This is a genomic window from Streptomyces sp. NPDC127100, assembly GCF_042724095.1.
In the GTDB taxonomy this organism is placed as follows: Bacteria; Actinomycetota; Actinomycetes; order Streptomycetales; family Streptomycetaceae; genus Streptomyces.
Genome location: NZ_JBHXFL010000041.1, coordinates 27720 through 46597, shown reverse-complemented (window position 1 = coordinate 46597; position 18878 = coordinate 27720). Strand labels below are relative to the sequence as shown.

Below are 18878 nucleotides of genomic sequence, written 5' to 3'. Positions count from 1 at the left end.
ACCACCCCCACGCCCTCACCGCGTTGGTGTGGGGTGTGGGGGGGGTCGTTTTTTTTAACCCGCCCCTGGCGGGGGCCCCCCCCCGGGGGGGGCCCCGCCCCTCTGTCCGGCTCCAGTGTTCCGGCGGCCTTCGGCGGCCTTCGGAGGTCAGACCGGCAGCAGCTCCCCCTCCCGGTCGGTGGCGGCCGCCGGCACGGCCTCCCGCAGCGTGGAGACCACGAGCTGCAGTTGTTCGTCACCCCTGACCATGTCCATGTGGCGGCCCGGCATCGCCCGCTGGGCCAGCCCGGCCGGGTACAGCCTGCGCCAGTGGGCGACGTACCGGGCTTCCGGCACCTCGTCCCCGCTGCCGTCACGCACCGTGTCGCTGACGAACAGGGTCGCCCTGGCCGCCGAGGGTCCGGGCCGGTAGGCCGCGAGCGAGCGCACCTCGGCCTCCAGCACCGCGTAGGGCAGCCACTCGTCGAGCGTGACGAGGTTCGGGTCGAGGTTCATCTCCGGCGCGATACGCCGCAACTCCTGTGCCGTGGCATCCCGCTCGGCCCCGCGCTCGTTCTGGCCGCGGCGCCACAACGCGTCGACCCGGCGGTACACCTCGGCGTGCCGCTGGAAGCGGTCCCGCTGGTCGTGGCCGGTCACCGCCGGCTCCAGCAGATACAGGCCTGTGACCTCCTCCGGGGCGGCCACGCCCATGGCGTGCGCGATCACGGCGCCCGTCGACCATCCGAGGATCGTGCACGGGCCCGTGGGCTGCACCGTGCGGATCTCCCGCCAGTACCGCTCAGCGATCGATTCGATCCCGACGAGCGGCGCCTCGGCCGGGTCCAGTCCCGGAGCCTGGATGCCGTACACGGTGAAGACGCCCGCCAGGCTCCGTGCGAGCACCCGGTACGGGTGGGTGCTGCCTCCTCCCGGGTGTACGCAGAACAGGACGGGCAGCTCGGGATCGATCACGGACGACAGGGGCACCACCAGCCCGGAGGACGCCGGTTGCGGGACGTCCAGGGCGGACGCCAGCTGGGCCACCGTCGGGTGCCGCACGATCTGCTGGAGGGCGACGCCCAGACCGGCGTCCCGCAGTCGCGCGACCACCCGCACCGCGCTGATCGACTGCCCGCCGAGTTCGAAGAAGTTGTCGTGGATGCCGATGGTGTCGATGCCGAGGACGTCGGTCCAGACGCCGGTGATGGTCTGCTCGGTCGAGTTGCGGGGTGGGATGTAGGTGGTGGCGAGGTCGGGCCGGTGGTGGTCGGGGGCGGGCAGGGCCTTGGTGTCGACCTTGCCGTTCGGCGTGAGCGGAAGCTGTTCGAGGGTGACGTAGGTGGTCGGGACCATGTAGTCGGGCAACTGCTGCTGGAGGTGGGTGCGGAGCTGATGGGTCGCGGGTGTGGCACCAGGGATGGGGACGACGTAGGCGACGAGCTGCTTACTACCCGGGGTGTCCTCGCGGACGGTGACGGCGGTGGCGTGGAGGTGGGGGTGGGTGGCGAGGGCGTTCTCGATCTCGCCGAGTTCGATGCGGTAGCCGCGGAGCTTGACCTGGTTGTCGATACGGCCGATGAACTCCATCGTGCCGTCGGCCCGCCACTTGACCAGGTCCCCGGTGTGGTAGACGCGAGGGTCGGGCTGCGGCGGGGTGAGGGGGTTGGGGGTGAAGCGCTGTGCGGTCAGCTCCGGCCGCCGGTGGTAGTGCCGGGCCAGGCAGATACCACCCAGCAGGGCGTGGCCGGGGATGCCGACAGGTGCGGGCTGGTTGTGGTGGTCCAGGACGTAGGCGGTGGTGTTGGTGATGGGCCGGCCCAGGGTGGTGGTGCCGCCGTGCGGGTCCGGCACGGTCGTCAGGCTCATCACGTTCGCCACCGAGCCCTCGGTCGCCCCGTACTCGTTGCTGATCGTGGTGTGGGTGCTGCTGGCGTCCAGCAGGCGGGCGACGAGCTGCGGGGTGAGGTTCTCACCGCCGGCGACGATGGTGGTGATGTGATGGCGGGCACCGCGCGCTTCCAGGTGCGCGGCCAGGACCTCCAGGTGCGAGGGGGTCGCCTTCAGGAAACTGATCGGGGTGTTCGTGCAGATCAGGTCGATCGCCGCGTCGAACGCCGTCTGATCCGGCCCGACCACCGGGATCGCAAGCTGCTGGCCCTGGATCAGCGGCAGGAACAACGCCGTGATCGTCAGGTCGAACGTCACCGACGAATACAGGACCGAACCGATGCCCCCCGGGATGTGTGCCGGGTAGTTCCGGTCGCACCAGTGCAGGTAGTTGACCACCCCACGGTGCTCCAGCGCCACACCCTTCGGCCGGCCCGTCGACCCCGACGTGTAGATCACATACGCCAGATCATCCGGCGAAGCCACAGGCTCCGGGTTGTCCTCCGGGCCGGTCGGCCACTGCGCGTCCACCAGCAGGCGCTCGACCGTGCCGGGCAGACGGCTCACCAGAGCGGTACTGGTGATGATCAACGGCGTGCCGGTGTCCTCGACCATGTACGCGATGCGGTCGGCCGGATACTCCGGATCGAGGGGAACGAACGCGGCACCCGCCTTCAAGATGCCCAGCAGGGTGGCGATGAGGTCGGGTGACCGCTCCAGGCAGACGGCGATCAGCGTGTCCGGCCGGATCCCGGTGCCGCGCAGGTGGTGAGCGAGCCGGTTCGCGCGGGCGTTGATGTCCGCGTAGGTCCAGCGGTGGTCGCCCAGCGTCACGGCGACCGCGTCGGGACTGGCGGCCACCCGGTCCTCGATCAGCCGGTGGATCGTCGCCGTGTCCGGATACGGACCCGTGACACCGTTCCAGTCGACCAGGATCTCCCGCCGCTCCCCCGCCGTCAGCATGTTGAGATCACCGATGCGGGCCGCGGGCGCTTCCACCACGGCGGCCAGCAGGCTCTCGAGGTGGCCTGCCATGCGTGCGATCGTCTCCGCGTCGAACATGCTCCGGTCGTAGACGAAGCGGAACTCCAGGGCCCGGCCCGCCGACACGACGAGAGTCAGCGGGTATCCGGTGCGCTCCACGCAGTTCACCAGGCGTCGGCTCAGTCCCTCGGGGAAGTCCGACGGCTTGTGCACCACCGGGTAGTTCTCAAAGACGAGGATGGACCGGAACAGCGGCTCGCCGCGCGGGATCCTGCTGTGTTTCTGCACGTCGACCAGGTGGCAGTACTCCCACTGCCGCATCTCCAGTTGCTCGTCCTGGAGATCACGCAGCCACTCGGAGACGATCAGGTCGCCCGTGAGCCGGCCGCGCACCGGCAGCGTGTTGATGAAGAGGCCCATCATCGACTCGACGCCGGGCAGATCGATCGAGCGGCCCGAGATGGTCGAGCCGAACAGCACCTCGTCGCGCCGGCTGTACCGCGAGAGCAGGATCGACCACAGGCCCTGCACCAGAGTGTTCATCGTGACGCGCTGGGACTTGGCGTAGTCCCGGGCCCGCGCGAACAACTCCGGGGAGGCACACACCTCGAACTCGCCGACTCCCGTGTCCCCGGTGTCCCGGTCGACGTTCAGGGCGGTGGGCTCGGTGACGCCCGCAAGGTAGTCGGTCCAGAACGCCGCGGAGCCGTCGTCCTGCCGAGAGTTGAGCCACTCGATGTACCGACGGTACGGGACGGTCGGCGGAAGGCCGGCGGGAGTGCCGTCGAGCAGCGCGCGGTAGAGGGCGAGCAGCTCCTTCTGGAGGATCTGCACACTCCAGCCGTCGAGGAGGATGTGGTGGAACGACCAGACGACGATCCGGCGTTCCTCCGACATGCGCAGCACGGTGACCCGGACCAGCGGGGCCCGTGACAGGTCGAACCCTCGGTCCCAGTCCTCCGCCAGGAAGGCGTCGAGCCGTTCCCGCTGATCGGCCAGGCCGCGCAGATCCCTCACCTCGAAGGGGAGGACAGCCTTGCGCTGCACCACCTGGACCGGCTCAGACACCCCCTCCCACACGAAGGCGCTGCGGAGGATCGAGTGCCGGTCGACGAGCTGCTGCCATGCGGCGCCGAACAGCGTCTCGTCGAAGGGCCCTTCGGCCTCCTCCGTCATCTGCACCATGTAGGGGCGCGTGTCGGAGGTGTCCTCCAGCGAGTGGTACAGCATGCCGAACTGCAGGGGCGAGAGTCCGTAGACGTCTTCCACGTTGTGCGCGCTCATATCGAGAACCTCTTCAGGATCGCGGCCATGTCGGCGTCACCGACATCGGTGAGGGGGACACCGGGGGTCTCCCGGCGGGCGTCGGCGGCTCCGTCGGCGCTGCCTTCGATCAGCTCGCGCAGGTGGCCGAGGATGCCGTCGGCCAGGTGCTCCACGGTGCGCCGGTCGTGCAGCGCGGTCGAGTAGTTGATGTACAGGCCGAACGTGTCGCCCTCGACGGCGGCGGTCACGTCCAGCACGTTCCACCGCATGCCGTCCGGGCTGATCGAGTGGCCCTTGGGCTCCTCGGGGCCGGCGTACCGCCCGATGCCCGGCAGGTCCCTGGTGAACTGCCCCAGGTAGTTGAAGTTCACTTCCGGAGTGGGCTGCCGGCGCAGTACGGACGCCACGTCCGGGGCACCGAGATGGCGCAGGATGCCGTAGCCGACGCCCTTGTTGGGGATTCGCGCCAGCTGCTCACGGACGGAGTCGAGCGAGTCCACCGCACTGGTGGCTCCCGGTGACAGCCGCAGGGTGACGGGGAAGACGGACGTGAACCATCCCACCGTCCGTGACAGGTCCACGTCGGGGAACAGATCCTCACGGCCGTGTCCCTCCAGACCGACCAGGGTCTCGTCGTCCCCCGTCCAGTCCCGCAGGGCGTGCGCCAGGGCGGTGAGCAACGCGTCGTTGATCTGGGTGCTGAAGGCCCCCGGCACGTCCCGCAGCAGGGCACGGGTCTCCTCGGGGCCGAGCTTCGCCACGACACCGGCGGCGGAGCCAAGGTCGTTGCGGCCGTCCCGGTCACGCGGCACCCGGCCGGCCGGCTTGGGCTCGGCCCAGTAGGCGAACTCGGCTCGTGCCTGTTCGGAGTCGGCGAAGCCGTGCAGTCGCTGTGCCCACGACCGGAACGACGTCGTCTTCGCCGGCAGCAGGGGCGCGAGCCCGGCGGCCCGCCGCTCGTAGCAACTGCCCAGGTCCTCCAGCAGGATCCGCCAGGACACGCCGTCGACCGCCATGTGGTGTACGACGATCAGCAGGCGTTGCCCGCGCGTGGGTCCCGACTCAAGCAGAGCGGCCCGCAGCAGCGGCCCCTTGGCCAGGTCGAGGCTCCGCTGCGTCTCCTCCGCGATCTCCAGCGACACCGACATCAGGGACTCGTCCGTGACACCGGACAGGTCGTGCACGTCGAGGACGCCGGTGTCCACGATCTCGTCCAGGTACTGGCGCCAGCCGTCGGACCCGTCGGCGCAGCGCAGGCGCAGCGCGTCGTGGTGCTCGACCAGGTCGGCCAGCGCGAGCCGCAGCACGTCGGCGTCGAGCCCGTCGGTGACCAGGAGTTCGGCCTGGTTGAAGTGGTCGAACGCCGGCAGGTCCTTCTCGAAGAACCAGTGCTGGATGGGCGTCAGCGGAACCTCGCCCACCACGCGGCCCTGTTCCGCGTCGACCGGCGTGGCCGTACCGGCGTGGGCCGCGATCTCGGCGATCGTCTGGTTCTTGAAGATCAGCCGGGGCGTGAGGTGCAGACCGAACTTCTTGGCGCGGGCGATCATCTGGATGCTGATGATCGAATCCCCGCCGAGTTCGAAGAAGTTGTCGTGGATGCCGATGGTGTCGACGCCGAGGATCTCGGACCAGACCGCGGCAAGGGTGCGCTCGACGTCCGTCCGGGGCGGGGTGTAGGTGGTGGCGAGGTCGGGCCGGTGATGGTCGGGGGCGGGCAGGGCCTTGGTGTCGACCTTGCCGTTCGGCGTGAGCGGAAGCTGTTCGAGGGTGACGTAGGTACTCGGGACCATGTAGTCGGGCAACTGCTGCTGGAGATGCGTGCGGAGCTGATGGGTCGCGGGTGTGGCACCAGGGATGGGGACGACGTAGGCGACGAGCTGCTTACTACCCGGGGTGTCCTCGCGGACGGTGACGGCGGTGGCGTGGAGGTGGGGGTGGGTGGCGAGGGCGTTCTCGATCTCGCCGAGTTCGATGCGGTAACCGCGGAGCTTGACCTGGTTGTCGATGCGGCCGATGAACTCCATCGTGCCGTCCGCCCGCCATTTGACCAGGTCCCCGGTGTGGTAGACGCGAGGGTCGGGCTGCGGCGGGGTGAGGGGGTTGGGCGTGAAGCGCTGTGCAGTCAGCTCCGGCCGCCGGTGGTAGTGCCGGGCCAGGCAGATACCACCCAGCAGGGCGTGGCCGGGGATGCCGACGGGCGCGGGCTGGTTGTGGTGGTCCAGGACGTAGGCGGTGGTGTTGGTGATGGGCCGGCCCAGGGTGGTGGTGCCGCCGTGCGGGTCCGGCACGGTCGTCAGGCTCATCACGTTCGCCACCGAACCCTCGGTCGCCCCGTACTCGTTGCTGATCGTCGTCTGCGTGCTGCTGGCGTCCAGCAGGCGGGCGACCAGCTGCGGGGTGAGGTTCTCACCGCCGGCGACGATGGTGGTGATGTGATGGCGGGCACCGCGCGCTTCCAGGTGCGCGGCCAGGACCTCCAGGTGCGAGGGGGTCGCCTTCAGGAAACTGATCGGGGTGTTCGTGCAGATCAGGTCGATCGCCGCGTCGAACGCCGTCTGATCCGGCCCGACCACCGGGATCGCAAGCTGCTGGCCCTGGATCAGCGGCAGGAACAACGCCGTGATCGTCAGATCGAACGTCACCGACGAATACAGGACCGAACCGATGCCCCCCGGGATGTGTGCCGGGTAGTTCCGGTCGCACCAGTGCAGGTAGTTGACCACCCCCCGGTGCTCCAGCGCCACACCCTTCGGCCTGCCCGTCGAACCCGACGTGTAGATCACATACGCCAGATCATCCGGCGAAGCCACAGGCTCCGGGTTGTCCTCCGGGCCGGTCGGCCACTGCGTGTCCACCAGCAGCCGCGGGAGCCCTTCCGGAAGACGCTGGTCGAGAGCGGTACTGGTGATGATCAGCGGAGCGTCCGCGTCCTCGACCATGTAGGCGATGCGGTCGGCGGGATACTCCGGGTCGAGGGGAACGAACGCGGCACCCGCCTTCAGAATCCCCAGCAGGGTGGCGATGAGGTCGGGTGACCGCTCCAGGCAGACGGCGATCAGCGTGTCCGGCGTGACACCAGTGCCGCGCAGGTGATGCGCCAGCCGGTTCGCCCGCGCGTTCACCTCCCCGAAGGTCCAGCAACGGTCTCCGAAGGCCACGGCCACCGCGTCCGGGTCCGCGGCCACCTGGTCCTCGATGAGCCGGTGGATCGTCGCGGTGTCCGGATACGGACCCGAGACACCGTTCCAGTCGACCAGGATCTCCCGCCGCTCCCCCGCCGTCAGCATGTTCAGCTCGGACAGACGCGCCCCCGGCGCGGCCGCCACCGACGCGGCCAGCGTCACGAAGTGGCCCGCCAACCGCTCGATCGTCGCCCGCTCGAACAGATCCGTCCGGAACTCCAGGGCCGCCAGCAGCTCGCCGGCCGACTCGGTCGCGGTCAGCTGGAGATCGAACTTGGCGTCCTGGCCTCCCACACCGACCTGCTCGACCGTCAGACCGGGCAGGCTCCACGCGTCGCCGTCCGGTGTGTTCTGGAAGACGAACAGGGTCTGGAAGAGCGGGTTGCGGGACAGGTCCCGGCCCGGGGCGAGCTCGTCGACGAGGCGTTCGAAAGGCAGGTCCTGGTGGTCGTAGGCGCCCAGGGCGGTGTCCTTGACACGGTCCAGCAGCTCGGTGAAGGCCGGGTCGCCGGACAGGTCCGTGCGCAGGACGAGGGTGTTGACGAAGAAGCCGATCAGGTCCTCGGTCTCGGCGCGGTTGCGGCCGGCGATCGGGGTGCCGACCGCGATGTCGTCCTGACGGCAGTAGCGGGCCAGGACGATCTGGAACAGGGACAGCAACGCCATGAACAGGCTCGCGCCCTGCCCGCTCGCCGCCGCCCGCAGCGCCTCCGTCACCTCCGACGGCACCGAGAAGTACACGGTGTCGCCCTCGGCGCCCTCCCTCTCGGCCGGCCGCCCGTGATCGGTCGGCAGCTCCAGGGTCGTCACTCCCGCGAGGCGCTCGCGCCAGTACGCCAGCTGACTTTCCAGGAACTCGCCACTGAGCTGCTCCCGCTGCCAGACGGCGAAGTCCGCGTACTGGACGGGGAGCTCGGGCAGCGACGCCCCGCGTCCGGCGAGGGTGGCCGCGTACAGTTCGCGCAGTTCGCGCGCCAGGATGCCGGACGACCAGCCGTCCGAAACGATGTGATGCATCGTCAGCAGTACGAACTGGTCATCGTCGGCGACACGCACCACGTCCACGCGCAGGAGCCGACCGCCGTCCAGCTCGAACGGTCTGCGGGCCTCCGTCGCCATGATGTCCGACGCCGCCTGCTCCCTGTCGGCCGCCGGGAGGGCCCGGACGTCGTGCACCACCGGAGTGACCACCCACGGGGCGTCCACCACCTGCGCGGGACGGCCCGAGCCGTCCGTGACGAACCGGGTGCGCAGCACCTCGTGCCGGGTGACCAGGCCGGTGAACGCCGCTCCCAGGGCACCGACATCGAGCTTGCCCCGCACCCGCAGCCCGAACGGCACGAGGTATTCGGCGCTGCCAGGCGTCAACTGGTCCAGGAACCACAGCCGCTGCTGCGCGAACGACAGCGGCAACGGACCGCTTTCGCGGTCGGCCGGAGCCAGCGGCGCTTCGTCGGCCGTCTCCAGTTCGCGGACGGCCGCGGCCAGTCTCGCCACCGTGGGCGACGTGAAGAGGGCCCGCACGGGGACGTCGACTCCGAGCCGCTGACGCAGACGCGACGTCACCTGCGTCGCGAGCAGTGAATGCCCGCCGAGTTCGAAGAAGTTGTCGTGGATGCCGATGGTGTCGATGCCGAGGACGTCGGTCCAGACGCCGGTGATGGTCTGCTCGGTCGAGTTGCGGGGTGGGGTGTAGGTGGTGGCGAGGTCGGGCCGGTGGTGGTCGGGGGCGGGCAGGGCCTTGGTGTCGACCTTGCCGTTCGGCGTGAGCGGAAGCTGTTCGAGGGTGACGTAGGTGGTCGGGACCATGTAGTCGGGCAGCTGCTGCTGGAGGTGGGTGCGCAGTTCGCCGGCGGTGGGTGCGTGTCCGGGGGTGGGAACGAGGTAGGCGGTGAGCTGCTTGTTGCCGGGGGTGTCCTCGCGGACGGTGACGGCGGTGGCGTGGAGGTGGGGGTGGGTGGCGAGGGCGGCCTCGATCTCGCCGAGTTCGATGCGGTAGCCGCGGAGCTTGACCTGGTTGTCGATGCGGCCGATGAACTCCATCGTGCCGTCGGCCCGCCACTTGACCAGGTCCCCGGTGTGGTAGACGCGAGGGTCGGGCTGCGGCGGGGTGAGGGGGTTGGGCGTGAAGCGCTGTGCGGTCAGCTCGGGCCGCCGGTGGTAGTGCCGGGCCAGGCAGATACCACCCAGCAGGGCGTGGCCGGGGATGCCGACAGGTGCGGGCTGGTTGTGGTGGTCCAGGACGTAGGCGGTGGTGTTGGTGATGGGCCGGCCCAGGGTGGTGGTGCCGCCGTGCGGGTCGGGCACGGTCGTCAGGCTCATCACGTTCGCCACCGAGCCCTCGGTCGCCCCGTACTCGTTGCTGATCGTCGTCTGCGTGCTGCTGGCGTCCAGCAGGCGGGCGACGAGCTGCGGGGTGAGGTTCTCACCGCCGGCGACGATGGTGGTGATGTGATGGCGGGCACCACGCGACTCCAGGTGCGCGGCCAGGACCTCCAGATGCGACGGGGTCGCCTTCAGGAAACTGATCGGGGTGTTCGTGCAGATCAGGTCGATCGCCGCGTCGAACGCCGTCTGATCCGGCCCGACCACCGGGATCGCAAGCCGCTGGCCCTGGATCAACGGCAGGAACAACGCCGTGATCGTCAGATCGAACGTCACCGACGAATACAGAACACTGCCGACCCCGCCGGGGATGTGTGCCGGGTAGTTCAGGTCGCACCAGTGCAGGTAGTTGACCACCCCCCGGTGCTCCAGCGCCACACCCTTCGGCCTGCCTGTCGACCCCGACGTGTAGATCACATACGCCAGATCATCCGGCGAAGCCACAGGCTCCGGGTTGTCCTCCGGGCCGGTCGGCCACTGCGTGTCCACCAGCAGCCGCGGGAGCCCTTCCGGAAGACGCTGGTCGAGAGCGGTACTGGTGATGATCAGCGGAGCGTCCGCGTCCTCGACCATGTAGGCGATGCGGTCGGCGGGATACTCCGGGTCGAGGGGAACGAACGCGGCACCCGCCTTCAGAATCCCCAGCAGGGTGGCGATGAGGTCGGGTGACCGCTCCAGGCAGACGGCGATCAGCGTGTCCGGCCGGATCCCGGTGCCGCGCAGGTGATGCGCCAGCCGGTTCGCCCGCGCGTTCACCTCCCCGAAGGTCCAGCGGTGGTCGCCCAGCGTCACGGCGACCGCGTCCGGGTCCGCGGCCACCTGGTCCTCGATGAGCCGGTGGATCGTCGCGGTGTCCGGATACGGACCCGTGACACCGTTCCAGTCGACCAGGATCTCCCGCCGCTCCCCCGCCGTCAGCATGTTCAGCTCGGACAGACGCGCCCCCGGCGCAACCGCCACCGACGCGGCCAGCGTCACGAAGTGGCCCGCCAACCGCTCGATCGTCGCCCGCTCGAACAGATCCGTCCGGTACTCCAGGGCCGCGCGCAGGCCGTCCGGCGACTCGACCGCCGTGAGCGTCAGGTCGAACTTGGCGACGCCCCGCTCGATCTCGGCCGGCTCGATCCGCGTGCCCGTCAGCTCCCAGGTCCGGGCCTCCGCGCTCTGGGGCGCCTGGAGGACGAGCATCGTCTGGAAGATCGGGTTGCGGGACGGGTCCCGCTCGGGGGCCAGTTCCTCCACCAGGCGTTCGAAGGGCAGGTCCTGGTGGTCGTAGGCGCCCAGGGCGGTGTCCTTGACACGGTCCAGCAACTCGGTGAACGTCGGGTCGCCGGACAGGTCCGTGCGCATGACGAGGGTGTTGACGAAGAAGCCGATCAGGTCCTCGGTCTCGGCCCGGTTGCGGCCGGCGATCGGGGTGCCGACCGCGATGTCGTCCTGACGGCAGTAGCGGGCCAGGACGATCTGGAACACGGACAGCAACGCCATGAACAGGCTCGCGCCCTGCCCGCTCGCCGCCGCCCGCAGCGCCTCCGTCACCTCCGACGGCACCGAGAAGGTCACCACGTCACCGCCGCCGCTCGGCAGCGCCGGGCGCTGGTGGTCGGTGGGGAGCTCGAGCGGCGCGACCCCGGCGAGGCGCTCGCGCCAGTACGCCAGCTGCCGCTCCACGGACTCGCCGCTGAGCTGCTCCCGCTGCCAGACGGCGAAGTCCGCGTACTGGATCGGCAGTTCGGGCAGCGACGCCTCGTGTCCGGCGACGGCGGCCGCGTAGAGTTCGCGCAGTTCGCGCGCCAGGATGCCGGACGACCAGCCGTCCGACACGATGTGGTGCAACGCCAGCAGCAGGTACTGGTCGTCGTCCGCGAGCCGCACCACGTCGGCCCGCAGGAGACGGCCGGCGTCCAGGTCGAACGGCCGTGTGGCCTCGGCGCGCAGCACCTCGCCCGCGCGGGCCTCCGCGTCCGCCTCGGTCCGCAGGTCGTGGACCGTGACATCCACAGGCCAGGGTGCGGTGATCACCTGCCTCGGTGTGCCGTCGTCGTCCGCCGGAAACGCCGTCCGCAGCACCTCGTGCCGGGCCACCAGACCCGACAGGGCGGTGCCCAGGGCGGCGACGTCCAGTGCGCCGCGCACCCGCAGCACCGTCGGCACCAGGTAGTCCGCGCTGTCCGGCGTCAGCCGGTCCAGGAACCACAGCCGCTGCTGCGCGAACGACAGCGGCAGCGGTGCGGCCTTCCGGTCAGCGCGTACGATCCGGGCCGCTGCCGCGCGCCGCCGCATGCGGGACAGCAGCCGTGCCTCGACCGAGTTCTCGCCCATGATGTTCCGTCCTCTTCCGTCTTGTCGCGTGGGCAGTGGGCCGCTGGTTCAGGAATCCTGTTCCTGCGCGTCGAACGATTCGATGAGCTGTCGCTTGATGCCGATGACGGTGGGCGACTGGAAGAGGCGCCGCAGACCGATGCGTACTCCGGTCGCCGCCTCCACCTGGTTGACGAGCTGGATGGCGAGCAGGGAGTGCCCGCCGGCGTCGAAGAACCCGTCGTGGACTCCGACGCGTTCGACGCCGAGCACGGCGGCCATGATGCCCGCGAGCTCCGCCTCGATCTCGTCCCCCGGCGCGCTGTATCCGGCGGTGGTGTCGCCGTCGCTCCCGAGGGCCGGCAGTGCCGCGTGGTCGACCTTGCCGTTCCGGTTGAGCGGCAGTTCCGGGAGGACGGCGAAGGCGGACGGCATCATGGCGCGCGGCAGGCGTTCCGCGGCCCATTCGCGCAGCTCGCCGACGTCCACGGTGGCACCGGGCGCGGGCACGCAGTAGGCGGCCAGCCGCTTGTCGCCGGGCGTGTCCTCGCGGACGACCACCGCGCAGACCCCCACCGCGTCGTGGGTGAGCAGTGTCGCCTCGATCTCGCCCAGTTCGACCCGGACGCCGCGCAGCTTCACCTGCCGGTCGATGCGTCCCAGCAGGTCGAGTTCGCCGTCCGCGGTGAACCGGCCGAGGTCGCCCGTGCGGTACATCAGGCCGCCGCGGAACGGGTCGGGGACGAAGCGCTCGGCTGTCAGCTCGGGCCGCCGGTGGTATCCGCGTCCGACGCTGTCGCCGCCGAGGTACACCTCGCCGAGCACGCCCGCGGGTACGGGACGGCGGTCCGGGTCCAGGACGTAGACGGTCTGGTTGACCATGGGCCGGCCCGCGCGGACCGGTCCGGCCGGGTTCGTGCGCGAAGCCCGCCAGTACGTCGTGTCCACCGAGACCTCGGTGGCGCCGTACAGGTTGACGAGGTCGCCGGGGAAGCGTTCGGTGAACCGGCCGACCAGCGTCGGCTGGAGCGGCTCGCCGCTGGCGAAGGCGTACCGCAGGTGCGTGCAGTCGCCGGGCCGGACACCGGAGACGAACAGGTCCAGCAGGCTCGGCACGAAGTGGAGGCCGACCACGCGGTGGGCGCGCATCAGGCGGGACACCTCGGTCATGTCGAGCCGGTCGGAGCCGGGCACGAGCACGACCGTGGCGCCCTGCCACAGGGGCCAGAAGATCTCGTACGCCGAGACGTCGAAGGACAGCGGCGTCGCCTGGAGGAACCCCTCGCCCTCGGCGAGCGGGAAGGCGTCCTGCATGCCGGCCAGGTAGTTGACCACTCCGCGGTGTTCGATGCGGACGCCCTTGGGGCGGCCCGTGGAGCCGCTGGTGTAGATCAGGTAGCAGAGGTCGCCGGGTTCCGCGACGGGTTCCGGCGTGTCCGTGGGGAGGGTGTGCGGCAGGTCGGCGGGCCGGTCCACGGCCAGCAGGTCCGGGCCCTCGGGCAGCAGGGCGGTGTGCGCCGTGTCGGTGACGATCAGCGGCGCGCCGGAGTCCGCCACCAGGTACGCCAGCCGCTCCGCCGGGTGTTCCGGGTCGAGCGGCACGTAGGCGGCGCCGGCCTTGAGGATGCCGAGCAGCGTCCACACCATGGCGGGCGAGCGTTCCAGGCAGACGCCCACGGGTACGTCCGGTCCGATGCCCGGCACGGCGCGCAGCCGGTGGGCGAGGCGGTTGGCCCGTTCGTCGAGCTGGCGGTAGGTCAGGGTCTCGGTGCCGCACACGAGGGCCACGGCGTCCGGGTCCTGTGCCGCCCGCTGTTCGAAGAGTCCGTGCAGGGTCGCCGCCGGGACGGGCGCGGCGGTGTCGTTCCACTCGGTGAGGAGGCGGTGCCGTTCGCCCGCGTCGAGCATCTCGATCTCGGACAGCGTGCTGTGCGGGCGGGCCGTGGCCGCGGCCAGCAGGTTGGTGAAGTGGGCGGCCAGGCGGCGCGCGGTGTCCTCGGTGAACAGGTCGTCGGCGTAGACGACGGCGCCCTCCAGCGTGCCGTCCGCCGCCTCCGCGAGGTACATCGACAGGTCGAACTTGGCGTTGCGCACCGGGGTCTCGACGGGTTCGGCGGACAGGCCCGGCAGGTTCCAGGCGTCCGTGCCCGGTGCGTTCTGCAGCGCGAACAGGGTCTGGAACAGGGGGTTGCGGGACAGGTCGCGGTCGGGGGCGAGCTCCTCCACGAGGCGTTCGAAGGGCAGGTCCTGGTGGTCGTAGGCGCCGAGGGCGGTGTCCTTGACGCGGGCCAGCAGCTCGGTGAAGGCCGGGTCGCCGGACAGGTCGGTGCGCATGACCAGGGTGTTGACGAAGAAGCCGATCAGGTCCTCGGTCTCGGCGCGGTTGCGGCCGGCGATCGGGGTGCCGACGGCGATGTCCCGTTGCCCGCTGTAGCGGGCCAGCAGCAGCTGGAAGACCGCCAGCAGGGTCATGAACAGGCTCGCGCCGCTCTCGGCGGACACCTCGCGGGCACGGGCGGCCACCTCGGCGGGCACCGAGAACCTGACCGCCTCGCCGTGGCCGCCGCGCTCCGCCGGCCGGGCGTGGTCGGTCGGCAGCTCCAGCGGCTCCAGGCCGTCCAGGCGCTCGGTCCAGTAGGCGAGTTGGCGCTCCAGCGGTGCGCCGGAGAGCCAGGTGCGCTGCCACACCGCGTAGTCGGCGTACTGCACCCTCAGCGGCCCGGCCCCGGACGTGCCGGCCCGGCCCGGGAGGGCTTCCGCGTACCGGTCGGACAGCTCGCGCACCAGCACGCCCACCGACCAGCCGTCGAAGGCGATGTGGTGCACGGTGACCGCCAGGACGCACTCCTCGTCGGTCAGCCGCACCAGCAGCGCGCGCAGCATCGGTCCGGTGCCGAGGTCGACCGGCCGCAGTCCGTCCTCGCGCAGCACTTCCGCCAGGGCGTCCTCGCGGCCGGTGGCGTCGTCGACTCCGCGCAGGTCCCGTACCAGCATCCGCACCGGCCGTGGCCCGTCGATCAGCTGCACCGGCGCGCCCGCCGCGTCCGTGCCGAACCGGGTGCGCAGGATCTCGTGGCGTGCCACCACCGCGGTGAACGCGGCGTTCAGGGCGTCCACGTCCAGCGGGCCACGGAGGCGGAAGGCGAAGGGCAGCAGGTACTCGGCCCGGCCCGGATCCAGCTGGTCCAGGAACCACAGCCGCTGCTGCGCGAAGCTGAGCGGCGGCGGACCGCTGTCGCGCGGCGCCGACGGGATGCGGTCCGCGGCGGTGCCGTCCAGCTCCGTCACGGCCTCGGCCAGCAGCGCCGGGGTCGGTGCGCTGAACAGCGTGCGCACGGGGACGTCGGCACCGAGCCGCCGGCGCAGCCGCGACACGACCTGGGTGGCCAGCAGCGAGTGCCCGCCCAGCGCGAAGAAGTCGTCGTGCACGCCGATCCGGTCGACGCCCAGCACCTCGGACCACACCTCGGCCACCGTGCGTTCGGCGTCCGTGCGCGGCGCGGTGTACACGGCGCCCAGTCCGGACCGGTCGAAGGCGGGGGCGGGGAGTGCCCTGCGGTCGGTCTTGCCGTTCGGGGTGAGGGGTATGCGCTCCAGCGGCACGAAGGCCGCCGGCACCATGTAGTCCGGCAGGTCGCGCCGGAGGTGGGCGCGCAGCGCGCTCGTGTCGAGGGGGCCCACGGGCACCACGTAGGCCACCAGCCCCTGCGCTCCGGGGACGTCCTCGCGCAGTACGACGGTGGCACCGGCGACGGCGGGGTGGGAGAGCAGCGCGGTCTCGATCTCGCCGAGTTCGACGCGGTAGCCACGCAGCTTGACCTGGTTGTCCGCGCGGCCCGTGAACTCCAGCCGCCCGTCCGGCAGCCATCGGGCACGGTCCCCGGTGCGGTAGACGCGCCGGAGTGTGCCGTCCACGTCCACGACGGTGAACTTCTCGTCGGTCAGCTCGGGCCGGCCGAGGTAGCCGCGGGCCAGTCCGGGGCAGCCGATCCACATCTCGCCCGGTACTCCCACGGGTACCGGCCGGCCGTGGCGGTCGACCACGAAGACCTTCGCGTTGGCGACCGGCCGGCCGATCGGCACCCGGTCGACGGGCCCGGTGATCCTGGCGGTCGTCGCCTCCTGTGCGGCCTCCGTGGGCCCGTAGCCGTTGACCAGGGGCACCGAGCAGTGCCGGAACCACTCCCGGACCTGCTCCCGCTGGAGTGCCTCGCCGCCGAGCCGGACCAGCCGCAGTTCCGGGCCGAGCGTGTCCGGCCCGTCCAGGTCGGCGGCCAGCGCGCCGAACGCCGACGGGGTGAGCCATGCCACCGTGACCCGGTGCTCGCGCAGCGCCGCCGCCAGCCGGCCCGGGTCCCAGGCGTCGTCGCGCAGTACCAGAGCGGCGCCCGAGACGAGCGGGGCGAAGATCTGCCCCACCGACGAGTCGAACGCGATCGACGCGAACTGCAGGACCCGGTCCTCGGGGGTGAGCTCCAGCTCGCGGCACGTCTCGCGCATCCGTGCCCGCAGCGCGCCGTGGGTGATCTGGACGCCCTTGGGGCGACCGGTGGACCCACTGGTGTAGATGACGTAGGCCACGTCGTCCGGGCCGGCCTGCGCCGCCGGACCGGCGCATGCGGTGGGCGGCCGCTGTTCCCAGGAGCCGTCCAGCAGCAGTGCCGGCGTGTGGGCGGGCAGGCGGCCGGTGTGCGCGGACCGGGTGACGATCAGCGGGGCGCCGCTGTCCTCGACCATGTAGGCGAGCCGGTCGGTGGGGTACGCCGGATCCAGCGGCACGTACGCCGCGCCCGACTTGTGGATGCCGAGCAGCGCGCACACCATGTCCGTGCCGCGGTCCAGGCAGACCGCCACCAGGGTGCCCGGCCCGGCGCCTCGCTCGCGCAGCCGGCCGGCGATCCACTCGGCCCGCTCGTCGAGCTGCCGGTAGGTGAGCCGGTCGGTGCCGCACGTCACGGCCGGCGCGTCCGGCCGGCGCGCGGCCCGCTCCTCGATCAGCCGGGTCACCGTCAGGGGGTCCGGGACGTCGGTGTCGGGGCCGTTCCACTCGCCCAGGATCGTCCGGCGCTCGTCGGCGGTCAGCATCTCCAGCTCGGACAGCCGGGTGTCCGGGGCGGCGCAGGCGGCGGCCAGCAGCGTCTCGAAGTGCCCGGCGAGCCGCACCATCGTGGCCTCGTCGAACAGGTCGGTGGAGTACACGACGGTGCCGTCCAGGGCGCCGTCGGCGGCCTCGGTGGCGTAGAAGGTGAAGTCGAACTTGGAGTCCTGGGCGGACACCTCGAGCTGTCGCACGGTCAGGCCGGGCAGTTCCCACGACCGGCTGTCGGGGGTGTTCTGGAGGACGAACATCGTCTGGAACAGGGGATTGCGCGACAGGTCCCGCTGCGGCGCCAGCTCCTCCACGAGGCGTTCGAAGGGCAGGTCCTGGTGGTCGTAGGCGCCGAGCGCGGTGTCCTTGACGCGGGCCAGCAGCTCGGTGAACGTCGGGTCGCCGGACAGGTCGGTCCGCATGACCAGGGTGTTGACGAAGAAGCCGACCATGTTCTCGATCTCGGCCCGGTTGCGGCCGGCGATCGGGGTGCCGACCGCGATGTCCTCCTGACCGCTGTAGCGCGACAGCACCGTCTGGAAGACCGCCAGCAGGGTCATGAACAGGCTCGCGCCGGTCTCCCGGGAGAGCCTGCGGGCACCGTCGGCGGTCTCCGCGGGCACCCGGAAGGTGAGCATGGCGCCCTTGCCGCTGTGGCGCGCCGGACGCCGGCGGTCGGTGGGCAGTTCCAGCGGTTCGAGGCCGGCCAGCCGGTCGCGCCAGTAGCCCAGTTGCTCCGCCAGCACGTCCCCGGTGAACCACTGGCGCTGCCAGACCGCGAAGTCGGCGTACTGGAGCGGCGGTTCGGCCAGGCCGGGTGCCCGGTCCGCGGTCCGCGCGCCGTACAGCTCGGTCAGCTCCCGGGACAGCACCCCGGCCGACCAGCCGTCGAAGGCGATGTGGTGCACCGTCAGCGACAGGAGGTGCTCGTCGTCGGCCAGCCGGATCAGCAGTGCGCGTACGACCGGGCCGGTGCCGAGGTCCATCGGGCGGAAGCCCTCGGTGTCCATGAGCGCGGTGGCCGCCTCTTCGCGCGCTCGGTCCCCGGCGACGGCTCGCAGGTCGTGCACGGCGAGGGGCAGCGGCCGGGGCGGGTCGACGACCTGACCGGGATCACCGTCGGCCCCGTTGACGAAGCGGGTGCGCAGCACCTCGTGCCGGGCCACCAGTTCCGACAGGGCCGCGCGCAGCGCCGGGACGACCAGGGGGCCGCGGATGCGCAGTCCCATGGGGATCAGGTATTCGGCCCGGCCGGGCTCCAACTGGTCCAGGAACCACAGCCGCCGCTGGGCGAACGACAGCGGCAGCGGACGCCCGTCCCGGGGCGCGCGGGGTATGACCGGAGCGTCGTCCGGGGCCGCGGCCGCCACCAGGGCGCCCATGGCGTCCGCCGCGTCCACGGCGTCGAATCCGGACGACTCGAACAGCCGGCGGGCCCTCAGCAGGGCCTCCTCCGCGAGGAACGACGCCACCGCCCGCACCGTCAACGGCTCGGGCAGCGGTTCCGCGCCGAATTCCGAACCGAATTCCTCCGCGATGCGGCGCGCCATTTCCGTGGCCTGCGAGCGGGTTCCGCCCAGCCGGAAGAATTCGTCCTCGGCCGTGGCCACCTCGGTGCCGGTCACCGCATTCCACACCGCGGCGACGCGGGCCTCGGCCGGGGAGAAACCGCCCTGGTCGGCCATCTGTCCGGGGGCCGAGGCCGTCATCGGATTCGTCGTCATGTGTCCACCAGTTCCTCGTCGTCGACCGTGTGCGAAAACCCCTCGGAAACTCAGTCGAATCCGATGCTCGCAGAG

3 protein-coding genes are annotated in these 18878 nt (G+C 71.2%); all 3 read right to left on the bottom strand.

All coding sequences use genetic code 11. From position 1 onward, the window contains the following. Nucleotides 1-147: 147 nt before the first annotated feature. The 3 genes from ACFWJB_RS28400 to ACFWJB_RS28390 are packed head-to-tail and all read right to left on the bottom strand — an operon-like array spanning nucleotide 148 to nucleotide 18803. Complete coding sequence (locus ACFWJB_RS28400) at nucleotides 148-4137, bottom strand: amino acid adenylation domain-containing protein (RefSeq protein ID WP_386925723.1); 3990 nt, start codon at nucleotides 4135-4137, stop codon at nucleotides 148-150. Continuing rightward, nucleotides 4134-12011 carry an amino acid adenylation domain-containing protein gene (locus ACFWJB_RS28395; RefSeq protein ID WP_386925721.1) on the bottom strand — a complete coding sequence of 2626 codons (7878 nt, stop codon included), beginning with the start codon at nucleotides 12009-12011 and terminating at the stop codon, nucleotides 4134-4136. Before ACFWJB_RS28395 ends, ACFWJB_RS28400 begins: the two co-directional genes overlap by 4 nt. Nucleotides 12012-12059: 48 nt before the next feature. Beyond that, nucleotides 12060-18803 carry an amino acid adenylation domain-containing protein gene (locus tag ACFWJB_RS28390; protein ID WP_386925719.1) on the bottom strand — a complete coding sequence of 2248 codons (6744 nt, stop codon included), beginning with the start codon at nucleotides 18801-18803 and terminating at the stop codon, nucleotides 12060-12062. Between the last annotated feature and the right edge of the window lie 75 nt (nucleotides 18804-18878).

Bases quoted from the DNA above. Each gene is read 5' to 3' on its own strand.
- ACFWJB_RS28390 (WP_386925719.1), bottom strand. From the start codon at position 18,803: ATGACGACGAATCCGATGACGGCCTCGGCCCCCGGACAGATGGCCGAC.
- ACFWJB_RS28395 (WP_386925721.1), bottom strand. From the start codon at position 12,011: ATGGGCGAGAACTCGGTCGAGGCACGGCTGCTGTCCCGCATGCGGCGG.
- ACFWJB_RS28400 (WP_386925723.1), bottom strand. From the start codon at position 4,137: ATGAGCGCGCACAACGTGGAAGACGTCTACGGACTCTCGCCCCTGCAG.